The sequence below is a fragment of the Geodermatophilus sp. YIM 151500 genome, from assembly GCF_025716945.1.
Lineage (GTDB): Bacteria > Actinomycetota > Actinomycetes > Mycobacteriales > Geodermatophilaceae > YIM-151500.
Genome location: NZ_JAOVZT010000005.1, coordinates 118,359 through 145,125, shown reverse-complemented (window position 1 = coordinate 145,125; position 26,767 = coordinate 118,359). Strand labels below are relative to the sequence as shown.

Genomic DNA, 26,767 nt, shown 5'->3' with positions numbered 1-26,767 from the left:
CGACGCGCGGCGGCGGGTTCTGTGCGACTCTCAGCGGATCGGCAGCGAGGGGAGGTCCGCCGTGGGCGAACGGGTCGCGGCTCGGGCCTTCTCGCGCGCGGACCGGCAGCGCTACCGGGACAAGCTGCGGCGCACGCTCGACGTCTTCGGCCGGATGCTGACCGAGTCGACGTTCGACTTCGAACGGCCGCTCACCGGCATGGAGATCGAGCTCAACCTCGTCGACGACGACGCCGAGCCGGCGATGCGGAACGAGGAGGTCCTCGCCGCCATCGCGAACGAGGTCTTCCAGGCCGAGCTGGGCCAGTTCAACATCGAGCTCAACGTGCGTCCCGGGTCCCTCGCCGGGGCGGCCGCCACGGACCTCGAGGCCGCCTTGCGCGCGAGCCTCAACGACGCCGACGAGCGGGCCCGGGCCGTCGGGGCGCACCTGGTGATGATCGGCACCCTGCCCACGCTGGCACCGGCCCACCTCACCGGCGCGTCGCTCACCGCCGACGCGCGGTACGCGCTGCTCAACGAGCAGATCTTCGCCGCCCGCGGCGAGGACCTGCACATCGAGATCGACGGCACCGAGCGGCTCTCCATGCGCGCGGACACGATCGCGCCGGAGGCGGCCTGCACCAGCGTCCAGTTCCACCTGCAGGTCAGCCCGCAGGACTACGCGGCCACCTGGAACGCCGCGCAGTGCATCGCCGGCGTCCAGGTCGCCCTCGGCGCCAACTCACCGTTCCTGTTCGGCAAGGAGCTGTGGCGGGAGACCCGGATCGCGCTGTTCGAACAGGCCACCGACACCCGGCCGGAGGAGCTCAAGGCGCAGGGCGTCCGCCCCCGGGTCTGGTTCGGCGAGCGCTGGATCACCTCCGTCTTCGACCACTTCGAGGAGAACGTCACCTACTTCCCCGCCCTGCTGCCGGTCTGCGACGACGAGGACCCCGCGGAGGTGCTGGCCCGCGGAGACGTCCCCCGGCTCCCCGAGCTGCGGATGCACAACGGCACCATCTACCGCTGGAACCGGCCGGTGTACGACATCCACCGGGGCAGACCGCACCTGCGGGTCGAGAACCGGGTCCTGCCCGCGGGACCCACCGTCGTCGACGTGCTCGCCAACGGCGCCTTCTACTTCGGCCTGCTGCGCGTGCTCGCCGCCCAGGAGCGGCCGCTGTGGTCGCGGATGTCGTTCTCCACCGCGGAGGACAACTTCTTCCAGGCCGCCCGGCACGGCATCAACGCCCAGCTCTACTGGCCGGGTCTCGGCACCGTTCCGGCCACCGAGCTGGTCCTCCGGCGGCTGCTGCCGATCGCCCAGGAGGGCCTCGCCGCCTGGGACGTCGACACCGCCGTCAGCGACCACCTGCTCGGCGTGATCGAGCGGCGCTGCACCACCTACCGCAACGGAGCGGAGTGGCAGGCCGAGACGTTCCACCGCATCGACGACGAGCAGCAGCCGCTGGACCGCCGCGACTCGCTGCGGGAGATGCTGCGGCGCTACATCGAGCACATGCACAGCAACGAACCCGTGCACACCTGGCCGACGGGTTGACCCGCCCCGGCCGAGCGCGCCGACCGGGTCAGACGATGCGGACGTCGACCCGCACGTCCTCGGCCGCGACGTGCGTCATGGCGACGACGAGGTCGACGGCCATCTCGTGGACGTCGTCGACGCTGCCGGCCTCGGTGGTCCCGACACCCGGGACGTCGATCACCCAGTGGTCGCCCTCGCAGATCGCGGTGGCGGTGTAGCTGGCCACGTTCGCCTCCAGGGTCAGGTCCTGTGCGGCAGGTCGCTGCGGTCCCGCGTCAGCGCCGTCGCCGATCCTGGCCCCCACCCGCCCGCGCCGGAAGGGCCGGGCGGCGTCGATCCGGCCGCGACGGGCGAGCGAGGCAGTGGAGGAGCGGATTCCCCGCCACACCCGGGCCTGGTCGGCCGTTCCGCCTGCTGGGGCGCTCCGTGGGTCGTAGATTGGTCGTGCGGTCGCGGACCGGACGTCCCCCGGTCCGGGCCACGGGCCCACACCTGTCGAGAGGGGACCGGATGGCGACCAACCGGCCGGACCCGGGCGAGTTCCTCGAGCTGGCGCAGCGGATGCTGCGCGAGCTGTTCGGCGACCCGCGCCGCGAGGACGAGCCGTGGGGGGAGGCGACGCGCCGTTGGCAGGAGCGCTCCGGGACCACCCAGGGCGGCCGCGGACCCGGCTCGGAGCGGCAGGTCGAGCACCTCACGTCCGCCCTCGCGACGCGCGCCGTCGAGGCGCTCGAGGACCTGGCGCTCAACGTCGCGGCGATCCGCCAGCGCCTCGAGCGCCTGGACAAGCAGACCCCGGGAGCGCGGCCCGAGAACGAGCGCGAGGCCCGACCGGAGCCGACGCCGCCGGGCGGTGACCCCGGCCCCGGACCGACCTGACCGCCGCAGGTCGCGGGGCGGTCAGGTGCGGCGCCACCGCGTCCGGCGGCGGGCCGGCCGGCCCCTGCCGACCCGACGCTCCGCCGGTCGCTCGTCCCCGCCCTCGCCCGACTCCCGTTGCCGCGTGGTGCTGATCCAGTCGTCGATGGTCTCCCACCAGTGGTAGAGCCAGTCGGTCTGCTCGGTCTCGTCGCGCGGCACGTCCGCGGCGGGGACGAACCACCAGCGCAGGTGCAGGGTCTTGTCCATCGGGAGGCTCCGCCACAGGTCCCGCACCGTGTCCAGGTGTTCCAGCCCGGTGTGCGCGACGAAGACGACGTCGGCGTGCGGGGCTGCGCGCAGCGCCGCCGTCACCCCGGCCGGACGCGGCGGCAGCAGGTGCCGCATCGCCTCGGCCCGGCGGACGGCGGACGCCAGCCCCCGGTCGCGCAGTCGCTCGATGGCCCGCGATCGGCGCTGCACGGTGAAGTTCGCCCCCTCGGGGAAGATGAGCAGCGCGTCCTCCTCACCCAGACCCTGGGCCAGGTCGGCGATCGCCGCCACGGCGCCGTCCCCCGCACCGGCCGACACGAAGTGGTTGGGCAACCGGTTGAGGTACACGTCGATCAACGGATCCAGCTGCAGCACGTCCTTGAGGACGATCCGCGGCCGGCGCAGGTGGTCCCGGTTCATCAGCGTGTGCACGAGGATGGCCGAGTCGCCCGGACCGGCGTGCCGGGAGAGCACCACCATCGCGTTGGTCGAGCCGGGCTGCCCGTCGTCCAGAGGTGACCAGGACGTGCCGTCGGTGACCAGCCGCAGCGCGAACAGCCGCTGCGCCACGCGCACGAGCACGTCCAGCAGCAGGCGCAGCACGGTGTAGTGCGCCGCGCGGTACGCCGGCTCGGACACCCGGCGACCGAGGCCGCTGAGCGCCCACAGCACCGCGGCGACCACGAGCCCCACCAGTTGCAGCGCCAGGTACACCAGGGCGAAGCACAGCAGCCGCAGCGCGTACCAGCGTCCCGGCAACCAGATCGAGACGATCACCGCGACCACGACGAGCAGGGGCAGCGACACGACCGCGGCCACCAGGGCACCGACGAGCAGCGGGGCGGCGAAGCGTCGCACGCGGCGCGGGGGCAGCACGTCAGGCCGGTCCTTCCCCGGACCGGCCGGTCCGCTGCAGGTAGCCGCGGACCGCGCCGTACGCCCGCTCGATCCGGTCGGGCACGCCGGAGAAGTCGCGGTAGCGCAGGTCCCGCAGGTCGCCGGCCGCGGGCGGGGCCGCCTCGCCCGAGGGCAGCACGTGCACCGTGACGTCCGGTGGCAGCGCGGCCAGGTCGGCGGCGACCCGGTGCCGACGGGCGACCTCGAAGGCGACCTGGGCGACCTCCCACGGCCGGGCCGGCGGGCGCAGCGGACGGTCGATCCGCCCGACGTGCAGCACGTAGATCGTGTCGGCACCGAGGGCCACCGCCCGGCCGATCGGGATGCTGTGCACCAGCCCCCCGTCCAGGTAGTGCTCGCCGTCGAGCTCGACCGGCGGCAGCAGCCCGGGGACCGCGCAGGAGGCGAGCACCGCCTCGATCAGCGGGCCCTCGGTGAACCACTGCTCCGCGGCCCGCTCGATGCTGGCCGCGACGCACTGGAACGGGACCTGCAGCTCGGCGAACGTCCGCACCGGCAGGTGTGCCGTCAGCAGGTCCCTCAGTGGTTCCCGCGGGTGCAGGTGGGTGCGGGTGCGCGCCAAGGTGCGCACCCGGCCCAGCACGGACCCGGCGAAGATCCCCGTGGACGCCAGCTCCTCCCACACCCCGCGCAACCGGTCGACCGCGCTCGGCGCGGGATCGGCAGCGACGAACGCACCGTTGATCGCGCCCACCGACGTGCCCACGACCAGATCCGGGCGGATCCCGTGCTCGAACAGGGCCCGCAACATCCCGACCTCGGCCGCGCCGAGCAGTCCCCCGCCGCCGAGGACGAACGCCGTACCGCCCCGGCCGGCCGGCCCCCCCGACGACGCCACGGTCGCATCGTGCCAGCCGGGACGATCCGCCCGGACGTATCGAGCCCTGGCAGCGGCGCAGGACGTCACCGGCGGTCCGGCGGTAGCACAGGTGGTTGCCGGGGTCAGGTCGCGGAGCTGGGTGGCACGCAGTGCTGTCCTCGCCACGCGATCGGCGCGAGGCCTTCTCTCCGGGCCCCCACAAGTCCATCCGAATCCACGGGTCGAGAACGCTTGATCAGGGCGATGACGCCTCAGCCAGGGTTGCCCACGCCGCACCGGGTCACCTCACCGGGGCGTCGCTCACCGCCGACGCGCGGTACGCGCTGCTCAACGAGCAGATCTTCGCCGCCCGCGGCGAGGACCTGCACATCGAGATCGACGGCACCGAGCGGCTCTCCATGCGCGCGGACACGATCGCGCCGGAGGCGGCCTGCACCAGCGTCCAGTTCCACCTGCAGGTCAGCCCGCAGGACTACGCGGCCACCTGGAACGCCGCGCAGTGCATCGCCGGCGTCCAGATGTACGACATCCACCGCGGCAAGCCGCACCTGCTGGTGGAGCACCGGGTCCCCGGTGTGATCGAGGACCCGGTGCCGCACCACCTACCGCAACGGAGCGGAATGGCAGGCGGAAACGTTCCACCGCATCGACGACGAGCAGCAGCCGCTGGACCGCCGCGACTCGCTGCGGGAGATGCTGCGGCGCTACATCGAGCACATGCGGAATCACCCCCACCCCGCCGCGGGCGAATCGCTCCTCCCAGTTGACGCGGGCGATGGTCCCGCTGCCGTCGTAGTTGTCCATGCGGTCGGAGATGCTGCTGCGGGGGACGCGGGTGTCGACGGTGAACCCGCGGGGACGGTCGGCGGCGTCAAAGGTCAGGTCGGTGCCCTGCTGCGCGGGGACGGTGGACACGGTCATCGGGCTCCAAGGGTGGGTCTGGTCATCGGAGCCGGGTCACGGTGAGCCGGACCGTGCCGGAGTTGTTGCGGTAGAAGCCCCAGGCGTCGTTCGCGAAGGCGTAGAGGTAGCCGGGGCGGGCCACGTCGTGTTCGACTCCGGCGCCGATGCCGATCACCTCGTGCGGCCGAGCGCGACGCGGTGCTGCGTCGGGCGTCTCGTTGGCGACGACGCCCACCAGCGACATCCAGGGCAACCGCTCCTCGCGGCGGGCGCCGTAGAACTCGGCTGCGCGATTCCCGCTCAGCCGACGGAGCAGACCTTCCGCGTGGCCGATGACGGTGCCCAGCACCTGGCCGAGGGCGCGCGGCTGCAGCAGGCGGGGGCCCCTCACCCCGTCCGGGCCCGAACGGACGGCACCACTGCGCCATCTGCCCTCCGCCGTCAAGCGGTGCATGCCTCGTTCCAGGTACAGACCCGTCTCGTTCCAGCCTTCGCGCGCCGAGACCTCGAGAGACACCGACGTCCCGGCGTCGAGCCGCCGGGTGGCCCGGTACCGCCGGCCGTCCTGCGCCCAGCTCCGCTGGCGGAGGTAGGCGGACTCGTGGACCGAGGGATCGGCCGGTTCCTCGGGGTTGATCAGGGGCACGGCCCGCGGCCGGGGCTGGAACAGCGCGTCGGCGATCACCCCGGCGGGACCGGGCAGGGTGTCGCCGTCCCCGAGGTCGGCGAGCGGGTCGGGCCGGATGTCGTCCGTCGTGGTCTTGTCGAAGGCGAGCCCGACGGCGTCGGTGGCCTCCCGCATCATCCACAGCAGGGCGCCGTCGCTCAGGCCCGTCGCCGGGCGCCCGCCGCCGACATCGCTGTGGTCGCCGGGGAACCAGACCTGCCGGATGTCCTGTTCTTCCGCGGGCTCGCTCCAGAGAGTGGGGGCGAACGGGCCGCGGAACTCGTCCAGCGCGACGGCCTGGCGTGCATGCGCGATGAAGGGGTTGAGAGTCACGTCGTGGAACCGGTAGCGGGCCGGCGGATCGATCACGTTGGCGAACGCGATGTGGTCCGGGATGCCGAGGGACCCGACCGTGTCCCAGACCCCGATGAACCCGATCGGGATCTCCGCCTTGTCGTCCGGATCGAACCGGAAGCGGAGCCCCCGCCGCCAGCCCGGCGTCGCCGCGTTGCCGGCCCGGTACTTGTCCCGGTACACGCGCTCCACCAGGTCGAGCGCCTCCGGGTCGGTCGTGTCGCTCAGGTCGAGCAGCCCGCAGGCGCTGATCATCCCGCCGAGGCTGCGCGCCGTGTACGCCCCCCGGCTGAAGCCGAACAGGGCGACCCGGTCGCCATCGCGGTAGTGGGTCGCCGTCCAGTGGTAGGCCTCCATCACCTTCCGGGAGAGCCCCGTCCCGGCCACCCCACCGGCGATCCGCGACCAGAGGGACCCTGCGACGCCGACTCCCGGGAAATACTGGCGCACCTGCGGGACACCATCGGGATCGGTGGGTTCCAGGGCCTGCGCCAAGCGGTGCACGTTCGTCCGGTTGTCGGGTGTCTGCCACGTGCCGTCGCAGCAGACGATGAGATGACGCATGACCTTCTCCACGTCGGGATGTCAGGTGAGTGCGAGGGTCGCCCGCCCCGGAGCCACGGCGCCCGACGGTACGGCCACCGCCGTCACGGCCCCGTCACGACGACGTCGTGACGAGGCCGTGACCAGTCGACGCACGGCCGCGCGTCGGATGCCTCCCGGCCCGGGCGGTGTCACGGCTCCGGCCGGAACGACGGTGCCACCCGCTGCTCTGCGACGGCGAGGCCGAAGCCCGCGCGTTCCAGAGCGGGGCGTTGATCCGCAGTCCGGACGGCGGCGGCCCAGGTCCGCGCCCCCACGGGAGTCGGGCGAAGTCCTCAGGGTCGCGTCCCCCGCACGTCGCACCCACGGCCGACGGTTCCTCGGGCGATCCGAGTTCGGCGGCGAGGAGGCCGTCGGTGCGGCCGAGGGCATCGGCGGCCTCGAGCGCACCGACGTACGACGGCGGACGCTGGTGGTCCGCCCGTCGATCCGGGATTCCTTGCGGTAGGGGGGTCTCGGGCGTCGACGTCCGCAGGACGGGTGAGCTGGCTGCGCACGGAGGTGCATGTCTGCCGGAGGCGACGCGCGGGGCCCCGTGATGCGCGCGGCCACGCGTCGTCTCACGGCAGGCCCGCGGCCCTTCCGCTTGCCGAGCCGGGGGCGTGAGCCGTCTCCCGGACGTCGATCAGCCCCGGGCCGGGTCGGCCGACGGTCTCGCCACGGATCAGCCGGAACCCCCGAGCAGGGCGACGCGTATCCGGTCCGACGTCTCGCATCGCGTTCCCTCCGGCGTCCGCCGAATACGAGCACAAACCTCGGACATCCAGCGAACGGCAGCGCGGACTGGGACGGTTCGCACCCCTTGCGGCACTTGTGAGGCTAGAAGTTGGCGCGGCCGCCGTTACGCTGACCTCTGCTGTGGCGCCCCCGCAGGGGAAGGGGATGAACTTGTCTCCCGATGCGGACGCGGGCGTTCCCGAGCTGGTCGCCGAGGCTCTCCGCGGGGATCAGTCGTCCTGGAACCGCCTGGTCGACCGGTACACGCCCCTGGTGCTGTCGATCGTCCGCCGGCACCGCCTCCAGGGCGGCGACGCCGAGGACGTGGTCCAGACCGTGTGGCTGCGCCTCGTCGAGCACCTCGGCGAGATCCGGGATCCGCAGGCGCTACCCGGCTGGATCGCCACCACCGGCCGGCACGAGTGCCTGCGCGTGCTCCGGGGCCACCACCTCGTCTCCCCCACGGACCTCCAGGAGAGAGGACAACCGGAGGGGGACGGCGCGGCCGACCTCGCCGGCAACCTGCTCGAGGCGCAGCGGCACGAGGCTCTGCTCATCGCCCTCGCCGAACTCCCCGAGCGGCAGCGCGCCCTCCTGCTCCTGCTCATCGAGGACCCGCCGCTGTCGTACGAGGAGATCAGCCGGCGGCTCGCCATGCCCGTGGGCAGCATCGGCCCGACGAGGGCCCGCGCGCTCACCCGGATCCGCGCGCACGGGGCGGTTCAGGCATTGACCGTCGTCTGAGGATGGGTCCGCTCACAGACGGATCCAGTCGGTGAGCAGGACATCCGAGGGCGTGTCGCAGCGCAGCCGGACGAGACCGGCGACGGGCCCCGGGAACCGGAAGCGCCCCAGCTCATCGGCCGCCGACCTGGCCAATGCGCCGTCCGGGCGGAGCAGGATCACCTCCCCGGGGGCCGGAGGGACGAGCTGGCCGACCAGGCAGTCCTGGTCGTGCTCCAGTTCTACTGACAGCCGTTCGCCCTCGAACACGAGATCCCGGGGTCCCGACGCACCGCGGACGCCGGCCGGCTCGTCGACGAGGGAGTCGTGGGTCAGCGCGGCGAGTTCCGCGTCGACGGTGGCCCACGAGTAGGCGGCGTAGCCGGCGGCGGTCATCGTCGGGGTGGGGGGGCCCGCCTGGCGCACAGCCGCGCGCAACTGCTCGAGGAGGACGTCATCCTCGTCGCGCCCTGGCGCTGTCATCGACGGTCGCCTTCCTCTCGCGCCCTCCGGCCTGCGGCCGCATCGTCCATCCCCAGGGCGAGGATCGCCAGCACATCTCGGATCCGGCTCCTCGGACCCCTGCACATGACGGAGGCCATCCGGCCGCCCGTGATACCGACCCCGCGTATCACCCGCCCCCGTAGGCGGCGAAGGCGCACCAGTTGACGCACTGCAGCGGGTCGGCGGGATCGAGCGTGGCCCGGGCGGCGTGCAGCGCCTCGGCCATCGAACGGCCGGCCAGCAGCCCGTGGTGCAGCTGCGCCATCAGGCCGACGGACTCCAGGTCACCGACGGCGATCATGCTCGCCACGATGCCCGCCGTGCCCCGTGCCAGGAGGGCGCTGACGAACCCGAGCAGCTCGTCGCCCGCATATGTCACGTCCGCGGCCGAGTCGCAGGCGGCGAGGACCACCCGCGCCGGAGCGATGCTGCGCCGGTCCAGCTCGTGGACGGTGAGCAGGCCGTCGGCCAGCTCGAGCGCGGAGAACGTCGGGTTGTCCGACCGGAGCCGGCCGTGGCACGCGAGGTGGGCGAGCCCGGCCCCGGCCAGCGCCTCCGTGGTCGCCGCAACGGTCGCCGCCTCTGCGGCCAGGACGGTGGGCCGGTCGTACAGCGCGCGCACTGCGGCCACCTCGGCGACGGCGCCGGGCAGTCGAGGTCCGGCGACCAGCACCACGTGACCGGCGCCACCGGGCTCCGATACCCGCGTGCGTGCCCACAGCGCGGCGGAGGGCGCGACGCAGACGGGGCCGGCGTGCAGCGCCGACCACGGCACGCGGTAGGTCCGCGCGTCCGGCACCACCACGAGGGGCGCATCCGCGGGGAGGTCCAGCGGCCGGAGCAGGAGGTCGGTGAGCCGCCGCAGTCCGTACTCCGCTCCCGCGCGCGCGGCGGCCGCCGTCGCCGCCCGACCGGGGCGGGTGAGCCGGCGCAGGGCGAAAAGCAGGCTGTCGCACTCGGACCGCACGGCGTCGGCCGGGCCGAGCCCGACCAGGCTGCTGCGGGGTCCGTGCATCACGACCGCGACCAGCTCGCCGTCGACAGTGGCGAACGACGCCAGGGCGCGCCCGTCGAGCCGCCGGCGCAGCTCGCCGGGCGAGCAGCAGGGGGCTGGATCGCCGCCCGGTCCCGCGCGCCGCCACATGCTGCGCCGGATGCGCGCCTCGACGGCGGCCTGCTGGGTGCGGAGCTCCACGGGTTCCTCGCCGGTGCCGCGGCGCGCCTCCGCCAGTTCGGCCTGCACGAGCCGCAGCTCGGTGAACTCGTCCTGCAGGTCGTCCGGTGCCGGTGGCTCCACGGTGAGCAGCGCCGCGGCGCGCGTCCGCTCCATCCAGCCCAGCACCCGGAGCGCGGAGCCGGTGCGCAGCAAGGTCTCGAATCCCAGGCGGCCGAGCTGCACGCCGTGGCCGGAGGCGAGCGCCCGCAGCTCCGTCGAACCCAGCGCGGCGCGGTGACGTGCCAGGTCCGCCAGGCCTGCGCGGCAGTGCCGCAGGACGGCGTCGTCGCGCCCGGCGAGCCGCTCGGCTCGAGCGGCGGCGAGCCGTCCGCGCACGCGCACGAGCACCGGCCCTTGGCGGCTCCGGTCGTGGGCCGCTCCGAAGCACCGCTGCGCGATGCTGGGACGGCCGAGCCGCTCTGCCAGCTCGCCCGCGGTCAGGTGTGCGGCCGCGGCCACCGACGGCATGCCCGACCGGTCGAGCACCCCGGCCGCCCGTGACGCACGGCGGAGCAGATCCACGTCGGCGGTTCCGTCAGCGAGCGCCGCCTGGGCGACGAGGACCGATGCCCGGGCGGCCCAGGCGGTCCGGCGCTGCCGGCGGAACAGCGCTTCGGCCTCGGTCGCGGCCGCTCTCGCCGCCCTTGCGTCACCGGTGAGCATCACCGTCTGGGCCAAGGTCAGCCGGGCCTCGGCGGCCAGGAGCAGGACGCCCTGCGCATCCAGCTCGGCGACGGCACGCCGCGCGAGCTCGCGCGCCTCCGGCAGCAGCCGGAGCTCGGTGAGGACGTCCGCGTGTTCCATGTAGTACTCGCCGAGCGGCACGTCGGTCTGCGCAAAGAGCTGGGTCGAGCGGTCCAGCTCCGCCAGACCCTCGGCGAGCCGCCCGCTCTGTGCCAGGACCAGCCCCCGGTTGTGGGCTGCGAACGCGTACAGCGACGGCCCGACGGTGGCGGCCAGCTGGTCCGCGCGGGTCAAGTAGCGCAGGCTCTCGTCGAACCGGCCCTGAGCGGCGGCCACCAGGGCGAGGTTGTTCGCCGCGCTCCCCTGGTTGTCCAGGGAGGCCGACGGGTCGGCGAGCACGCGGCGGTACGCGGTCGCCGCCGGCTCCAGGCGTCCGAGGTTGTGCAACAGCACGGCGCGCATGAACTCGATCTCGGGTGCGGGGCGACCTCCGCCGATCGCGGCCCGGTCGAGGTCACGGACGGCGGCGGCGACCCGCCCGAGCTCCAGGACGGTCGCCGCCCGGGTGACGAGCAGCTCGGTGAGCCGCTGGCTCATGCCGGCGCGGCGGGCCAGACGGATCGCCTCGTCGAGCAGCCGCAGGGCCTGGCCGTTGTGCCGCCGCGCGCGGGCCGCCCAGGCCACCGCCCGCAGCGCCACCACCAGCGCCTCCTGGTCGGCGGCGCGCCGGGCCTCCGCCACGAGGTCCGCGGCGAGCGGGGCGTACCGCCGAGGGTCGCCCGCCACTCCGTCGTAGGCCTCCTGAGCACGTATCAGGAGCGTCGTGGCCGACTCTTCCCGTGCAACGACGGTCACCGAAAGGATTCTGCCCGGACCCCGGCGCATCGAGGAGGAGATGCCAGATGGCGGTTGTCCCCGAATTCCGGTACGCCCCCCCGGAGCGGCGCCCGGAGCCGGAGATCAAGGCTCAGCGCGCGGCGGTGCGCGCGCACATCGAACGGTGGGTTGCTCAGATGGCCGACGCGGCGCAGCGCCAGTCCGCAGAGGCGCAGGCCCTGACCGCCCTGCGGGAGCGCCGGGCAACGCCGTTCGAGCTCGACCGGGACGAGTTCCCGGTCGCCCCGAACCGGTTGCTCGTGCGCAGGGCCCACGCGGCCGCCGTCATGCGGGCGCTCGAGGAGGAGTACGCGACACAGGAGGTCCCGATCCCGGGACTGGAGCAGATCTGTGTGCTGCAGGACATCGGGGCAGGCAAGCGCCGCCTCCGCGCCTCCGGGAGCGTCGCGCGAGCCCTGGACGGCCGGGCAGTGCCGAGCTACGTCGTCCTCCTGGGTGCCGTCCGCAAGGCCGAGGGCGGCCCGGAGCCCTCGGGTCCGCCGAGCGGTGAACTCTGGCGGATGGAGGGTGCGGACGACCGGGACGCCGGACCCCTCGTCGTGATCATCGACAACGGGGTCAGCGCCGAACACCGCGCCGACGGATGGCTGGCCGGGCTCGCCCGCGCGGACAACCTCGACCTGCTGAACGTCGTGCCACGGGACGACTATCTCGACCTCGGCGCCGGCCACGGCACCTTCGCCGCCGGCATCGTGCAGCAGGTTGCGCCGGTCGCCCGCATCGAGGTGCGCCGCGCCCTCGACACCGACGGGGTCGGGGACGAAGTGGAGGTCGCGCGCGAGATCATGAGTGCCGCGAGGGACGGCGCCGAGATCGTGAACCTTTCGCTCGGATTCGTCACTGCCGAGGACCGGCCGCCCGTCGCACTGGAGGAGGCCATCCGCTGCGCGATCCGAGTCGCCCAGGAGGAGCACGGCAAGCATCTCGTCCTGGTTTGCGCCGCGGGCAACTACGGCGACGAGCGCCCCTGTTGGCCGGCGACGTTCTGCCGGGATCCCGAGTTCGCCGACCACGTGGTCTCGGTCGCGGCCCTGCGCCTGGACTACGAGAACGACAACGAGGTCGTCGGCGCAGAGTGGTCCACGCATGGCGACTGGGTGACCTGCTCCACCCTGGGTCAGGGGGTGGTCTCGACCTACGTCGTCGGGACGGAGTCGCCGGCGGCCGACAAGCAGCAGCCCGACACCTTCCCGCGAAACTCGTGGGCCACCTGGAGCGGAACGTCCTTCGCGGCCCCCCAGATCGTCGGTGCCATCGTCCGCACGATGCAGGAGGAGGGCCTCCCGACCGCCAGGGGCGCGTTCCAGCGTCTGCTGGCAGGGGGGGATCGGGTGATCCCCGGCTACGGGACCTCCATCCGGATCCTCCCGGTCTGAGTCCCAGGAGCAGGGGCAGCGACGGCGCGGTCGCTGCGGGGCGTCCAAGTCTTGCCGTTGGCGACTCCCGTGTGACGTCACGAGGCAGCGTGGGACGGACGAGGACGCCCTGGCTCCAGGTGGGACACCCGGCGCCGCGCCTCCCAGGAACGCCACTGACAGCGGTTCCGGGGGGCTGCTGACGAAGTCCGCCTCCAACGACCGACTGGTCACCGACCGCCGACCGCCGACCGCCGACCGTGCCCGGCTTTCCGCGACGACCATGGCGGCGAGTGATCGTCCTCGACGTCTCCGCCCCGCTGAGCCTGATCAACCGCAAGCTCAGCCGGGAGGTCGGGGTCCGCGCCACGGCAGGCGACGACGCCACGATCAGCGCGGTGAACTACCCGGCGGTCCTGCAGCAGACCGCCCGCGTCGGGCTCGCGTCGAGGACGGCGATCACGCGGCGGATGTGCCACTCGGTGCCCTCGGGCATGTGCACGCTGGCCGCTCGCCGGGGCGCCTCGGCCCAGAACACGGTGCGGGCCTTCGGCCCGGTGAACGGCCGGGAAGAAGGCGCCGCGCGCGCCGACCGTGCCGCAGGTTGCGGCAGCTGCGCGCCACGCCCAGCTACGACGACCGCGTCATAGCCCGTGATCAGCCCGTCCTGGTCGCCTTCCTGATGGCCACAGGGCTGCGCATCGGCGAGACCGTGTCCTGGAACGCCATCGACCTCGAGGTCGGCACGTAGAGGTTGGGGGCGGCCGCCGTCCGGCGCCGAGTTGGCACCACCGGCGCGCCGCGGTCCTCGAGGCCCTCGACACGTGCGTTTCGCTGGTCGCCCTGAAAGGCGGCTTTCAACACCTACAGTCGTCAGTGGTCGTTCCGGGTGGCCGGCGTCGCGTCCGTCGCGCGTCGCAGGTGTGGATCGTCGACACCCAGGTGGAGATCCTCGCCACCCAGGGTGGCTATCGACGGAGTGGACGCCCCTCAACACTTGTCGCAGGCCATCGCCGGATCGTCCGGATCCGACGAGCCCTATCAGAAGGAACCGCCCACGTGTCGCGTCGTACCGTTGATCGCGCACCTCGCACTACCTCCCCCACAATGGTCGCATTTCCGGCCGCCTGTGCTGCTGGCTCTCCGGTCGGAGGGCAGACCCAGGTCCACATCCTCGAGCCAGTATCAGGACGACGGGACAACGCTCAATAGGGATGTCGGATCCGTGCCGGCGAAGAGCGCGCTGGTCCGCAGCATGGACCTCAGGTTTGTTCCGGCTCTCGGGATGCTTCCAATGCCCGGGTCACCTGATGCGTCGAGAGGCATGATGATGACTGCTCCCCAGCAGGCGCTCATCGGCAAGCGACTACACGCCTTCATCTCCTACGCGCGGGAGGACAGTACAGCGCTGCGCACGCTGCGCGACGGCCTCGAGACGCTCAACCACGAGGTGTGGTTCGATCAGCGGCTCAACGGCGGACAGGACTGGTGGGACCGGATCCTGCAACGAATCCGCGAGTGCGATGTGATGATCATCGCCGTCTCCCCGGCTCTGCTGGAATCCGACGCTGCTGTCAAAGAACGCGAGTACGCGCGTCTCCTGGGGAAACCACTGCTACCAGCGCAGGTGGATCCGGTTCTGCCCGAACTCCTGCCGCCTGACATCGCTCCGTTGCAAATCGTGGACTACACGAATCCGGGGCCGATGACGGGCTTCCAGCTCGCGGCAGCCCTCGCCGCCGTCCCATCGGCACCGCGGCTGCCCGAGCCGCTGCCCGAGCCTCCCCCGCGCCCGGTGCCGCCCCTCGCCGAGCTGGCGCAGCGACTCGGCGCTCAGCACCTCTCGCTCCAGGAGCAGCTCGCATTGGTGGCTTCCCTCCGCTACGAGATCACTCGGGCGCGGGAAAGAGCAACCGCGCTGGAACTGGTGCGGACGCTTCGACGTCGGCCCGACCTGTACCACGCAACCTGGCAGGAGCTCGACGAACTAGTGCAGCGGGAGTGGACGATTCCCGAAGACGACGCAGTGCAGCCCGTTCCGATGCAGGAGCACGAGTCGATGTGTCCTCCCGGTTGGTACCCGGACCCCTCCGGACGGCATCAGTTGCGTTGGTTCGACGGTGACTGGACGCCCTACGCCTCGGACAACGGCACGGTCGTCGACGACCCCAACTTCTGAACATCAGCAAGAGAAGTGCCCCCCACGAAGGAGCGACCATGACCACGCAGAATCCCCTGCAGCCGAGCCGGAACGGCGCCGCCCACGGTGCGCCGAAATTTCCGCCGCCACCCCCGCCCACATCACCTGTCGCCCACATGTACACCGGCGCAAATCCCATGTACACCCGTGCGACCCCCATGTATGTCGGTGCGAATCCCATGTACACCGGCGAGAAGCAGCCGCCGAACCACATGGCGCTGTCGATCGCGGCGTTGGTGTGCTCGCTTCTCTTCGGCGCAATCGGCCTCTACTTCTCCAGTCAGGTGACGACAAGATGGAACGCGGGGGATGTTGCAGGAGCACGGAAGGCGTCGAATCTCGCACTTGTCATCGATATCATCGGTATCGTGATAGGCGTCTTCTTCCTGCTCGTCACGTTCTCCAGCCCCGGATACTGATCGATTCCAGAGTGCCTTCTACGCTCATCTCGGCGGGCTCGCCGTCACCGGCGAGCTCGCCGTCGATGCTCCCGGTTTGGCGACCTGCCGCCAAGCATGATCCGAAACGACCTTCTCAGGCCACCTCGCGACGCGGAACCCGTGCCAGCCAGAGGCAACCCGTGGCAGCAGCCATCGCTCCACCGCTGGCCGCGCCTCCGCGCGAGGTGGCGGAGTCGGCGCACCGCGATGGGTCGGAACCATGGGTCCCCCGCCGTGCACCGGGCGCCCGTACTCTGCGCGCGGCGACCGCCTCGGGCGGGGACCAGCGCAGGAGGGAGGCGGGATGGCCGCACCTGCGCAGGAGGCTGTGATGAGCGGCCAGGAGGCCGTGGGGCCAGGGATCCCGCTTGCACGGGTCGATGCGGTCGCGGCGCTGCCGACGGCGCTGGCCCGATTGGGCATCTCGCGGAGCCGCCCGGTGCTCGCGCTGGTCGGCGGCGCAGCCGGCATGGACCACACGCACCTCGAGCTCGTCGACGAGGTCTTTCGCTCGGCGGTCATCCCGGTCGTCGACAGCTGCCGAGGTGCCGTGGTCGACGGCGGGACCGATGCGGGGATCATGCGGGTCATCGGCCAGGCCCGGTCGGTGTGCAGAGCCGGTTTCCCGCTGGTCGGGGTGGTCGCCGAAGGAACGGTCGCCGCACTGGGCGGCGCCCAGCCGAACGGCGGGGACACCGCCGAGCTCGAGCCGCACCACACGCACCTGCTCCTCGTGCCCGGGAGGTCCTGGGGCGACGAGTCGCCCTGGCTCGCCGCTGTCGCCTCCGCGATCGCCGGCGAGGAACCGTCCGCGACGCTCGTCGTCAATGGCGGCGAGATCACCTACGCCGACGTCGAGCAGAGCCTGGCCGGCGGCCGGCCGGTCCTCGTGCTGGCCGGGACCGGGCGCACAGCCGACGCCGTGGCCGCGGCGGCGGCAGGTGAGATGGCGGATCCCCGTGCCGTGCGGATCGCCGCCTCCCCGCTGACCCGCATCGTCGACGTGAGCGATCCCGAGGTGCTCACGCGGACGCTGCGGGCGGTGCTGAGGCAGTCATCCTCCGCCGGCCACGCATGACCTGTCGCCGCCGCGTACCCGAACTGGTCCCGAGGCCGCCGCGCTGTTGAACAATCGGGCCGCTTCTCCGCTCAGGCGACGCAGGGCAAAGGCGCTCATCGCTGGAGGTGCGATGCGACCGCGGATGCTCGTCCGGTTTCCCACAGTGCGCGCCCCGGCGGTGTCCTGGCCGGTCATCCCCGACCACAAGCGGGTCTCGTATCCGTCACTGGCCCCGGATTTCCAGGTGCTCGACCGAGAGGTGACGGCGGCCTTCGTCGAAGCGGACCTGGCCGCGCTCCGGCGCCAGAATCGCTACCGGCGACAGCAGGTGATCATCCTGCTCGGCTCCGCGGCGCTCACCGGTCTCGGCGGACTGCAGGCTCTCTGCGCCGATCAGCACTGGCCTGGCCTGCTCCTGGCGGTGCTCGGGGTCCTCCTCGCGGCGACCGGCCGCGCCACCCGCGAACTCGACGACCTCAATGGCTACCTGACCGAGCGGGTCAAGGCCGAACGGCTCCGCGCTCTGCATTTTCTCTTCCTGTCCCGAACCGGGCCCTACGCCGGCGCCGACCGAGAGGCCGACCTACGGCGCGCCGTCGTCGCCATCCGGTTCGGCAAGGAGCCCACATGACCGATCGGGACGATGAGTTCCAGGCCCTGTATCTCGCTTTGCGGATCGAGGACCAGAAGAAGTACTACGACGACCGCCGCACGGAGTACGAGGCGGCACATCGGCAGACCGTCGTCGTCCGAAACGCACTGCTCGTCCTGGCAGCCCTCGCGAGCGTCGCCGGGCAGCTCACCGGTCCCACCGTCCGTGGCGCGCTGGCCGTCGTCGCGGCGGTGCTCGGGGCCCTGGCCGTCGCCGTCACGGGTTTCGAGGCCCTGATCGGGTTCCCGCACCTGACGAAGCTGTACACCGACGCCGCGCGCAATCTTGCCGAGGCGGAGATCGACTGGACCACCCGCACACCCGACGCAGACCTGGAACACGACGTCGACCGCGTGGAGGAGATCTTCACCAGCGAGATCGGCCAGTGGGGCCAACTCATCTCCGAAGCTGGCGCCGAGGCCGCCAGGACCGCCGACGGCGTGGCCGCCCGAAGCCCCCCGACCGCAGCCCAGCCCGAGCCACCGACAGACGGCGGCCGCTGACACCAATGACGGTCGAAGCAGCGCCGGCGCGGGCGGGCGGCGCCGAACAGGTTCGTGACCAGGCACGGATTGCCGAAGGGCAGCCGGCGCGGATCCGGCGTCCCGAACGCGGTGCGGTGCCCAGCCAGCTGGGGCCGCCAGCCAGCCCGCCCCGTGCCCCATGCGCTCCAGGAGTCGGCAGCCAGTGCCGCGGCTGCGAACCTTCGCCGGGTAGTGAACGATCGGCTTCTCGCTGAGGGTGAGGCTGTCACGGTCGTCTCGTTCGATCCTGACTTCCCCGCAGGCGCGCGACGGCTCAACCCGTGCAGGTGCGCCCGATCAGCAACGACGAGGGCAACCGGCTGCTGCGCTTGTGCGCCGGGGCACCGGCTCGGTGGTGACCTGGCGCCGGGCGCAGATGGTGCTGCTCTCGGCCCAGGGCATGCCGGTGGCCAAGATCGCCGCGCCGCTACATCGCCTGGCGGAACCAGCACGCCACGGATCCCGAGCTCCGGAAGGTGATCAAGCGCGCCTCAGCCGTCACCAGGGCGAAGGTTGCCTGACCCGGCACCAGATCGCGGCGGCTGATCGCCGCGGGTCCGCTCCGCCACACCCACGAGTCATTTCGTGTCGGTCCTTCGGCCGGGACGCAGGACCAGCGGTGTCGCACGTTCCACAGAAACCTCTTGACGCAACGGTGACGGCCCGGTGACGCCTCCTCCGTACGTTGCGACGAGATTGCACGTGCTCCGTCCGCTCGTCGCCGAGCCGCACATCGCAGCGACCGGCACTCCGGTCGACGCGGCACTGAGCCTCACTACACATGGAGCCTGTCCCCGGTGTCGCGGACGAGAGGTGGACGAATGCCCCGGAGCCAGGAGTGCTGGCCCGGCACACCCGGGCCACGAGCCAGCGTCGCTGGGCCACGAGCCCGGTGAGATGACTTTCATCGAACTCCACTGAGCGTCTGCTTCGGCGCCTGAAGCGACCACGACATGACACTGGACTCGAACGGCACCGCTGCCTGTGCGGGCGGCCGACTCCCCCGACAGGTGTCCCCGTGGAGGCGGGCACGCTGCCTGCGTGAGACGCGGCGACCGCGGTGGAGTCCGGAATGGACCGGCCGTGGCCCGGCGGAAATGTCCTCGAGCCGTTTCTGCCATTCGGAGCGCGCGTTGCCACGGCGGGCGAGCCCCAGACGAGATAGGAGGCGCAGACCGTGCGTGTGTACGAGGCGATCGTCAAGGGACTGGAATCGGCCGGTGTCGAGGCTGCCTACGGCGGTGCCGGTGAGAACGCCGCCGGGTTGATGATCGCCCTGAACGAATCGGAGAAGATCCGCCCGATCATCACCAGGAACGAGCAGGCCGCGTCGTTCATGGCATGCGGCCACGCGATGTTCACCGGCAAGATCGGCTTTTGTTTCGCCACGGCCGGACCGGGCGCGTTCAATCTCGTCTCCGGCCTGGCCATGGCGATGTCAGATTCCTATCCGGTGTTCGCCGTCTCCGGATACGCCGACCGGAAATGGAGTGGACGGGGATCGCTCAACGAGACCTCCGGCCTCGGTGGCACGCCGGACTCGCGGCGGATGTTCGAGGCGACGACGAAGAAGTCGATCCTCCTGGAGGACGTCGCCGACACCTCCGACGTCGTTGAGGACCTGGTCAATGTCGCGCTCTCCGGCAAACCCGGCCCAGTGCACTTGCACGTCCCGGAGGACCTCACCGAGCGCGGCGTGGAGGTCGAGAACTACCACGACGTTCGGGCACGCGTGCCGCACGTGCTGCCCGATCCGGCTCGGCTGGAGACCATCGCCAGGGTCCTCGCCGAGGCGATCGAGCGCGACGACTCCATCGTGGCGCTGGTCGGCTTCGGCGCGATCCGCAGCGGCGCCGGCGCGGAGGTGCAGCGGTTCATCGAGCGGTTCCAGATCCCGCTCCTGACGACGCTGGACGGCAAAGGCATCGTGTCCGAGGGCCATCCCCTGTCGGTCGGCGTGTTCGCCGACAGCGGTCACGCCAGCGCGTGGAAGGCGTTCCAGCAGGCTCGAGTGGTGCTGGCCATCGGAAACTCACTCGCCCAGCACGCCACCTTCAACTACCGGGAGGACCTGTTCGACGGCAAGGTCCTCATCCAGCTCAACATCGCCGAGTCCGAGTTCGGCCGCAGCGGCTACAAGCCCGCCTACACGCTGTTGGCCGACGCCCGGCGGGGAGTCGCCGCCCTCACCGACGCTCTCGACCGGAAGGTCGGCCCCGTTCCCCGCCGCGAGGTCCTGGGGCGCGACTGGGAGGCCCGGCGGATCCGGCTGCCGACGCCGGAGACCATTCACCCTGGGAAGCTCGCGCGGATCGTCGGCCGGATGCTGCCGCGCGACGCCGTCCTGCTGGCCGATGCCGGCGCCCACCTCGCCTGGCTCGGCTACTACGTCGAGCTCGAGGAGGGGCAGAACTTCCGCAAGGCCGGGCAGTTCGGCCCGATGGCCGGGCACACGAACGGTGCGCTCGGGGTGAAGGTGGCTCAGCCGGACCGCACCGTCGTCGTCGGCTGCGGCGACGGCTGCTACTCGCTGTCCGGCTTCGAATTGATGACCGCTGTGGAACACGACATTCCAGTCATCTGGGTGATCTTCGACGACAACCAGTTCAAGCTGATCAGGCTCTATCAGCTGTCGGCCTACGGCCGCAGCGCGCTGGTGGAGTTCCAGAACCCCGACTTCGCCGCGTACGCCCGCGCCTGTGGTGCCGACGGCTACGCGGTCGACGACGAGGACGGGTTCGAGCAGGCGTTCGCCGCCGCACTGGCCTCCGGCCGACCGTCGGTGATCGACGCGCGGATCACCCGCTGGGCCGTGCCGCACTACAGCCCCTCGCCGGACGGGGTGATCGACGGTCTGGTCGAGATGATCGAGGAGCGGTTCCGGGACGAGTGAACCCCCGACGCGTCCCCTTCGCAGCACACCACGCACATCGGAGGACTGATGAGCGCCACGAGGACCGTCCCGACGAGCGCGATGACCGCCCCGTGGACCGAGGAGTACGCCGGCGGCAGCCCGGAGGCCGAGCGCCAGCTGTTCGACGACCTCGCGCGGGAGATCATGCGGGTCCAGCGGAAGAACCAGCGAGCTGCCAGTTCCCGCGGCGTCCCACACGGGGTGGACCGCGCCTTCCACGCCAAGGCCACGCTGGCCGTCGCGGACGCCGAGCTGCGGTTCCGCGATGACCTGCCCGAGGACCTGCAGGCTGGGTTCGCCCAACCGGGCGCGGAGTACTCCACCGTCGTCCGGTTCTCCAACGCCGCTGGGACAGGCCGCCCCGACTACGACAAGGACCTGCGGGGCGTGGCGCTGCGCATGACCGTTTCGGACGATGAGCAGCACGACCTGCTGATGACCAACTACCCCGTGTCCCACGCCCGGAATGCCCAGCAGTTCGTGGAGTTCGCCGTCGCGACGGCAGGCGGCCGCCTGTCGCAGATGGTCGGGCTGGTGCTACTGGTATTCCGCTGCGGACTCCGGGAGACCGTCCGCATGCTCGGCAACATCCGAAGGGGACGGACCCGGATCGGCAGCGTCGCCACCCAGAGCTACTGGAGCCGGGGCGCGATCCGGTGGGGCGGGCCCCTCGCCGTCCGGTACCTGCTGCGCCCGGCCGAGGGGACGCCGCCGGCGCCCAGCCCCTCCCGCACCGACCCCGCCCACCTGTCCCACGAGGTCGCCCGCCGGCTCGCCGACGGCGACATCCGGATGGAGTTGTGCGTTCAGCGGTACCGGGACCGGCGGTCGACGCCGATCGAGGACACCGCGATCGAGTGGAACGAGAAGGGGTCGCCACCCGAGCCGGTCGCCGTGCTGACGATCCGCCGGCGCGACGTCACCACCGCCGAGGAGCGGGCGCAGGCCGGGCTGGTCGAGGCGATGGCCTTCAACCCCTGGAACACCACGGAGGACTTCAAGCCGCTGGGCAACCTGAACCGAGCCCGCAAGGCCGCCTACGACGCCGCCGCCGCGCACCGGCGTGGGGAGCGCTGGCGGACCGACCCGCCGCTGCGCAACCGGGTCCTCCTGGGCGCCGCAGACCGGGTGTTCAGCACCGTCAACCGGGTCATCTCGTGGCACCGGCTACCCCTGCGGCTGAGCGTGCTGAACCTCACCGTCTTCCGGGAGGTCCTGCGGCGCGAGAATCTCATCGACACCGAGGAGCGGGAGGCTCCGCCGCGGGCCCGGACGGTGCCGCCGCAGCCGTCCGAGGACGACCGGGTCTTCCGGACCTTCAGTGGCAGGGCCAACGACCTGTCCGACCCCGAGATGGGCAAGGTGGGGGCGACGTTCGGCCGGAACCTCCGGCCGGTGCACCACCCCGAGGCGGTCAACGAGCCGAACCCGATCACGGTCAGCCGGGAGCTCCTCGTTCGGAACCAGTTCATCCCGGCGAGCTCGCTCAACGTGCTGGCCGCTGCCTGGATCCAATTCCAGGTGCACGACTGGGTCAACCACGCCCGCCACCCGCTGGGTACCCACGACGTCCGGGTTCCTCTGCCCAAGGGCATGGACGGCTGGGTCAACGTGCCCGGCGGTGCCCCCGAGCCTTGCATGAGGATCGCCGGGAACCAGACCCGCGGCGACGCCCCGGGTGCTGACCAGCAGCCGTTCGGCAACGATGCCTCGCACTGGTGGGACGGCTCGGAGGTCTACGGCAGCGACCCCGACATCGCCCGTTCTCTCCGCGACGGCGCCGGGTTGAAGCTCACCGAGGGCGGTTACCTGCCCGAGGACGTCTCCGGCATGGAGGTCACCGGGTTCAACGAGAGCTGGTGGCTGGGCCTCAGCGGCATGCACACCCTCTTCGCCCGCGAGCACAACGTCGTGTGCGAGGCGTTGCGGTCCCAGTACCCCAGGTGGGACGACGAGCGCGTCTATCAGACGGCCCGGCTGATCGTGTCCGCCCTCATCGCCAAGATCCACACCGTCGAGTGGACCCCAGCGATCCTCGGCACGCGCACCCTCGACGTCGGGATGAAGGCGAACTGGAGCGGCCCGCCGGCCCGTGATTGGCTCACCCGGCTGTCGGTGTGGCTCCTGGACGAGCACGCCTCCGTCGGCATCCCGAAGACGAAGCCGGACCACCACCGGGTCCCGTACTCGCTGACCGAGGACTTCGTCACCGTCTACCGGATGCACCCGCTGATCCCCGACGAGTACACCTTCCTGGACCACCGCACAGGCGATGTGACGGGACGGTGCGCCTTCGGAGACATCCAGGGGCCCCGGGCCGATGAACAGATGCGCACCCTCGGCCTGGTCGACACGCTCTATTCGTTCGGTCGCGCCCACCCCGGCGCCATCACGCTGCACAACTACCCGCGAGCGCTCACCGACTCCGAGCGCCAGGGCGAACGGATCGACCTGTCGGTCGTCGACCTGGTGCGGACCCGGATGCGCGGCGTCCCCCGCTACAACGAGTTCCGCGTCGGGCTGCACCGGCCTCGGGTCAAGCGCTGGGAGGACCTCACGGCCGACCCGCAGGACGCCGAGCTGCTGCGGCAGGTCTACCGTGGCCGTATCGACGACGTCGACACGATGGTCGGCCTGTTCGCCGAGATCCCACCGCCGGGGTTCGGCTTCTCCGACACGGCGTTCCGCATCTTCATCCTGATGGCCTCCCGACGGCTGCAGAGCGACCGCTTCCTGACCGTGGACTTCCGGCCGGAGGTCTACTCGCCGCTGGGCATGGATTGGATCGAACGGAACAGCATGACCAGCGTGATCCTGCGGCACTGCCCGGAGCTGGCAGGGGTGCTGCCGCGCGACCGCACCGCCTTCGCGCCGTGGCGACCGGTCGGCGTCCGATGACGGCACGACTCCGCTGACCTCGACGGAGAGGGACGGACCCATGACCCAGCAGCTGACGCGGACCGGACACCCGGGGCTGGACGCGCTAGCCGAGCGTTCGCTGCTCGACGTGGTCTGGCGGCGGCGCACCCACCGGGTCAGCCGCGGTAGCTCGGTGCGGGCCGGCTCGATGAGCTACGAGTCGGCCGCACCGCGCGAGCCGCTCACCGACCTCGAGGAGGCCGTCCTCATCGCGATGACGGGGTGCAGCGGCCTTACTATGCCCGACCGCCCGTTCAACGACCCGCGCAATGACGACCCGATCATGGCCAAACCGAACCTGACCATGGCCGGCCGGACGGCGGGCAGCCCGGACAACGCCCAGGGCACCCACTTCTTCCTCATCAACGACAGCGGCACATACTTCGTCCGCAAGCTGCCCCCGGTGGGGGACGTGCGCTCCCCCTTCGACCCGGAGCTGCTGCTGGCGCGGGCGGAGGAGGCGAAGGTCCGGCTGCTGCAGCATCGGATCGACGTCCCGGACGGCAACCGCGATTTCCCGGCCTACCTGGACTCCAACCGGTTTCTGTCCAATCTGCCCGGAACGACGATCCTGCTCCCGGTGGTCGACCTCTCCCGGCAGTACATCAACGGCATGATGTACCTGCTCACCCAGCCGTCGGGCGCGCGCCCGACGATCGTCGACGACCGGAACTTCTACCGCCTCGCGGGCGTCAAGCGCTGGGTGCGGTGCGGCTTCCTCAACGAGGACGTCAAGCTGCCGCTCGGGGCGATCTGGGGCATGCGGACCCAGATCGAGGCCGACCTGCTGCTCCAGAATCTCATGCTCACCGCCGACGCGATGGGCCTGGGCGCATGGATCCACGCCACCATCTCCCCACCCGTCCTGCTCGGAGACCCCAAGTTCCGCGACGGCTACGGACCGATGCTCGGCTTCGACTGGGTGACGCCGAGGTGGAAGCCGGTCGACGCCCTGCGTTGGCAGGTCCCGCTCCCCCGCCTGTCGGTCCTCCGCGCCCATCCGGTAGGGCTCCGGCACGGCGGGGAGCACTTGATCAAGGCGATGTGCCCACCGAACTATCCGAGCATGACAGCGGCGGTGGACGCGGTGGTCGCCGACAAGTTCGGTCCGGGAGGTATCTACTCCGACGCCTCGGTGTTCGGTCGCATCTACAAGGGCGACTACGGCGCCGAGTACCTGGATCAGGCCGGCGACTACGACGCGGACGTCATCGCCTGCGCGACCGACATCTGCACCTACATCCACGAGACGCACGGCCGGTTCCCGGCGCATGTCGAGGCGATTCACGTGCCCGGGGTGTGGCTCCAGGTGCACCACGTGGAGCAGCCCTACTACGAGCGCTTCTTCCGCAACGGCCTGACCGAGGCCCACCTGTCCCACGACCGGGGCTGGCACGCTGACCTCTGAGCCCGAAGCTGCGCACACCTCTGCAACGGGCCGCGCCGAGCAGTCCCCCGCCGCCGAGGACGAACGCCGTACCGCCCCGGCCGGCCGGCCCCCGCGTCGACGCCACGGTCGCATCGTGCCAGCCGGGACGGTCCGCCGGGACGCGCCGGTCCCGAGCCGGGGACGTCCCGGGACGGCTGCCCGCTCGGTGGTCGGTCAGCAGGTGACCGGGACATAGCCTGGTGGCGTGCCCACCTGGCCCCGGAATCGCCGCAGGTCACAGGCGCGCATCCCGGAGCGGGCCTGGCGGGCCATCGCGGGGAGCGACCCGCCGACCGCGCCGATCAGCCTGCGCGCCCAGCCCAGCCGGATGGACGACCTCACCGCCCACGCCGCGCTGGGGCTGGCCCTGCGCATCGGGGAGTCGATGCTGGCCGTCGGGGCGCCCGCGGCCGACGTGACCGCGACGGTGCTGCGGGTGGCCGCCGCCTACGGGCTGACCAGCTGCCAGGCCGACATCACGTTCACGTCGATCACGGTCAGCTACGACCGGGAGAACGCGGTGCCGCTCACCGCGATGCGGATCGTGCGCACGAGTCGGATCGACTACACCCGGCTGCAGGGGATCACCGACCTGGCCCGCGCGGTCGGCGCGGGCGAGCTCGACGTGGAGGACGCACACCGACGGCTCGACCGTGTGGTCGCGGCACCGCCCACGTACCGCCACACCGTGCACGCTCTGGCCTGGGCCGGTCTGGCGGGCTCCGTCGGGCTCCTCCTCGGCGGCGGATGGCTGGAGGCACTCTTCGCGGCGCTGACCACCGCCCTGATCGCGCAGGTGATGCGCGTCCTCGGCCGGCAGAGCCTGCCGATGTTCTTCCAGCAGGCCGCCGGGGCCGCGCTCGCCACCGGGGTCGCCGTCCTCCTGCTCGTCCTGGACGTCGACGTGCGGACCTCCCTGGTCGTCGCCGCCGGCATCGTGGTGCTCCTCGCCGGGCTGTCCCTGGTGAGCGCCGCCCAGGACGCGATCAGCGGGTTCCCGGTGACCGCCGGCGGGCGGGCCTTCGAGGTGGTGACGCTGACCGCCGGCATCGTCGTGGGCATCGCCGGCGTGCTCGACCTGGCCCAGCGCGCACAGCTGCCGCTGACCATCGTCGACCCCTCGCCCACGCCCGTGCCGTTTCCCGTCACGTTGGCCGCGGCAGCCGGCATCGCCGGGTGCTGGGCCCTGGCCTGCCACGCCCGCCCGCGCGCCGTCGGACTCGCCGCGATGGCCGGCGCGCTGTCCTGGACGGCGTTCTGGGCGGCCGGTGCACTGGGTGCCGGTCCCGCGCTGGCCAGCGGGGTCGCCGCCGCGGCCCTCGGGTTCTGCGGAGAGGTGCTGACCGAACGGTTCCGGGTTCCGGCGCAGCTCGTCGCCGTCTGCGGCATCGTCCCGCTGCTGCCCGGGCTGGCCATCTACCGGGGCCTGTTCGCGATCGTCGTGGACGCCGACATCGAAGGTGGGCTCGCCGCCCTGGTGGGCGCCGGCGCCGTCGGGCTCGCCCTCGCCGCCGGCGTCACGCTGGGCGAGTACCTGGGCCGCCCCATCAGCAGGGCGCGGGACCGCTACGACGAGCGGGTCCGCCGACGGGCCATGACCACCGACTGACCC

Annotated in this window: 21 protein-coding genes; 15 read left to right on the top strand and 6 right to left on the bottom strand. The window is 72.0% G+C overall.

The genetic code is table 11. The annotated features are described in order from the left end of the window. Nucleotides 1-61 precede the first annotated feature (61 nt). Nucleotides 62-1,543, top strand: a complete 1,482-nt coding sequence (locus OF117_RS10790) for a glutamate-cysteine ligase family protein (protein ID WP_263552838.1) — start codon at nt 62-64, stop codon at nt 1,541-1,543. Between the two features lie 28 nt (nt 1,544-1,571). Here OF117_RS10790 and OF117_RS10785 read toward each other — a convergent pair whose 3' ends face one another. Then, nucleotides 1,572-1,751, bottom strand: a complete 180-nt coding sequence (locus OF117_RS10785) for a hypothetical protein (RefSeq protein WP_263552837.1) — start codon at nt 1,749-1,751, stop codon at nt 1,572-1,574. 284 nt (nt 1,752-2,035) lie between these two features. On the opposite strand from OF117_RS10785, the gene OF117_RS10780 reads away from it, so the two are divergent. Beyond that, nucleotides 2,036-2,404: a hypothetical protein gene (locus tag OF117_RS10780; RefSeq protein ID WP_263552836.1), complete on the top strand. Its 369-nt coding sequence runs from the start codon at nt 2,036-2,038 to the stop codon at nt 2,402-2,404. Between the two features lie 21 nt (nt 2,405-2,425). On the opposite strand, the gene OF117_RS10775 is transcribed toward OF117_RS10780, so the two are convergent. Next, nucleotides 2,426-3,532: a lysophospholipid acyltransferase family protein gene (locus OF117_RS10775; RefSeq protein WP_263552835.1), complete on the bottom strand. Its 1,107-nt coding sequence runs from the start codon at nt 3,530-3,532 to the stop codon at nt 2,426-2,428. A gap of 1 nt (nt 3,533) precedes the next feature. Further along, entirely contained in the window at nt 3,534-4,412 is an 879-nt protein-coding gene (locus OF117_RS10770; protein ID WP_263552834.1) for a patatin-like phospholipase family protein, read from the bottom strand. Nucleotides 4,413-4,543: 131 nt separating this feature from the next. Here OF117_RS10770 and OF117_RS10765 point away from each other — a divergent pair, with 131 nt between their 5' ends. Next, a complete protein-coding gene (locus OF117_RS10765) occupies nt 4,544-5,161 on the top strand; it encodes a hypothetical protein (protein ID WP_263552833.1) in 618 nt (205 codons plus the stop codon). Nucleotides 5,162-5,337: 176 nt separating this feature from the next. Here OF117_RS10765 and OF117_RS10760 read toward each other — a convergent pair whose 3' ends face one another. Then, nucleotides 5,338-6,882, bottom strand: a complete 1,545-nt coding sequence (locus tag OF117_RS10760) for a DUF2235 domain-containing protein (RefSeq protein WP_263552832.1) — start codon at nt 6,880-6,882, stop codon at nt 5,338-5,340. Nucleotides 6,883-7,803: 921 nt separating this feature from the next. On the opposite strand from OF117_RS10760, the gene OF117_RS10755 reads away from it, so the two are divergent. Continuing rightward, nucleotides 7,804-8,382, top strand: coding sequence for an RNA polymerase sigma factor (locus OF117_RS10755; RefSeq protein WP_263552831.1), 579 nt, complete (start codon nt 7,804-7,806; stop codon nt 8,380-8,382). Nucleotides 8,383-8,394: 12 nt separating this feature from the next. Here the strand turns inward: OF117_RS10755 and OF117_RS10750 are convergent, their stop codons facing one another. Both OF117_RS10750 and OF117_RS10745 read right to left on the bottom strand, forming a co-directional pair. Beyond that, nucleotides 8,395-8,844: a hypothetical protein gene (locus tag OF117_RS10750; RefSeq protein WP_263552830.1), complete on the bottom strand. Its 450-nt coding sequence runs from the start codon at nt 8,842-8,844 to the stop codon at nt 8,395-8,397. Between the two features lie 148 nt (nt 8,845-8,992). Then, entirely contained in the window at nt 8,993-11,620 is a 2,628-nt protein-coding gene (locus tag OF117_RS10745) for a CHAT domain-containing protein (RefSeq protein ID WP_263552829.1), read from the bottom strand. Here OF117_RS10745 and OF117_RS10740 point away from each other — a divergent pair. The 11 genes from OF117_RS10740 to OF117_RS10690 all read left to right on the top strand — a co-directional run bounded on the left by OF117_RS10740 (nt 11,605) and on the right by OF117_RS10690 (nt 26,764). Further along, complete coding sequence (locus tag OF117_RS10740; RefSeq protein WP_263552828.1) at nt 11,605-13,038, top strand: S8 family peptidase; 1,434 nt, start codon at nt 11,605-11,607, stop codon at nt 13,036-13,038. The genes OF117_RS10745 and OF117_RS10740 overlap by 16 nt on opposite strands. 272 nt (nt 13,039-13,310) lie before the next feature. Beyond that, nucleotides 13,311-13,667, top strand: coding sequence for a hypothetical protein (locus OF117_RS10735; RefSeq protein WP_263552827.1), 357 nt, complete (start codon nt 13,311-13,313; stop codon nt 13,665-13,667). A 575-nt stretch (nt 13,668-14,242) separates the two neighbouring features. After that, nucleotides 14,243-15,196 carry a TIR domain-containing protein gene (locus tag OF117_RS10730; RefSeq protein ID WP_263552826.1) on the top strand — a complete coding sequence of 318 codons (954 nt, stop codon included), beginning with the start codon at nt 14,243-14,245 and terminating at the stop codon, nt 15,194-15,196. Between the two features lie 38 nt (nt 15,197-15,234). Next, a complete protein-coding gene (locus OF117_RS10725) occupies nt 15,235-15,636 on the top strand; it encodes a CD225/dispanin family protein (protein ID WP_263552825.1) in 402 nt (133 codons plus the stop codon). Nucleotides 15,637-15,988: 352 nt separating this feature from the next. Next, complete coding sequence (locus OF117_RS10720; RefSeq protein WP_263552824.1) at nt 15,989-16,735, top strand: hypothetical protein; 747 nt, start codon at nt 15,989-15,991, stop codon at nt 16,733-16,735. Between the two features lie 160 nt (nt 16,736-16,895). Next, the gene (locus OF117_RS10715) at nt 16,896-17,348 is read left to right on the top strand and encodes a DUF4231 domain-containing protein (RefSeq protein WP_263552823.1); all 453 of its coding nucleotides are present in this window, start codon (nt 16,896-16,898) and stop codon (nt 17,346-17,348) included. Beyond that, on the top strand, nt 17,345-17,872 hold the full coding sequence (locus OF117_RS10710) for an SLATT domain-containing protein (protein WP_263552822.1): 528 nt from the start codon (nt 17,345-17,347) through the stop codon (nt 17,870-17,872). The genes OF117_RS10715 and OF117_RS10710 overlap by 4 nt, the downstream gene beginning before the upstream one ends. Before the next feature lie 1,198 nt (nt 17,873-19,070). After that, complete coding sequence (locus tag OF117_RS10705; protein WP_263552821.1) at nt 19,071-20,786, top strand: thiamine pyrophosphate-binding protein; 1,716 nt, start codon at nt 19,071-19,073, stop codon at nt 20,784-20,786. Between the two features lie 48 nt (nt 20,787-20,834). Continuing rightward, nucleotides 20,835-23,705, top strand: a complete 2,871-nt coding sequence (locus OF117_RS10700; protein ID WP_263552820.1) for a peroxidase family protein — start codon at nt 20,835-20,837, stop codon at nt 23,703-23,705. A 40-nt stretch (nt 23,706-23,745) separates the two neighbouring features. After that, nucleotides 23,746-25,134 carry a hypothetical protein gene (locus OF117_RS10695; RefSeq protein ID WP_263552819.1) on the top strand — a complete coding sequence of 463 codons (1,389 nt, stop codon included), beginning with the start codon at nt 23,746-23,748 and terminating at the stop codon, nt 25,132-25,134. 226 nt (nt 25,135-25,360) lie between these two features. Continuing rightward, nucleotides 25,361-26,764: a threonine/serine exporter ThrE family protein gene (locus tag OF117_RS10690; protein WP_263552818.1), complete on the top strand. Its 1,404-nt coding sequence runs from the start codon at nt 25,361-25,363 to the stop codon at nt 26,762-26,764. The last annotated feature ends 3 nt before the right edge of the window (nt 26,765-26,767 follow it).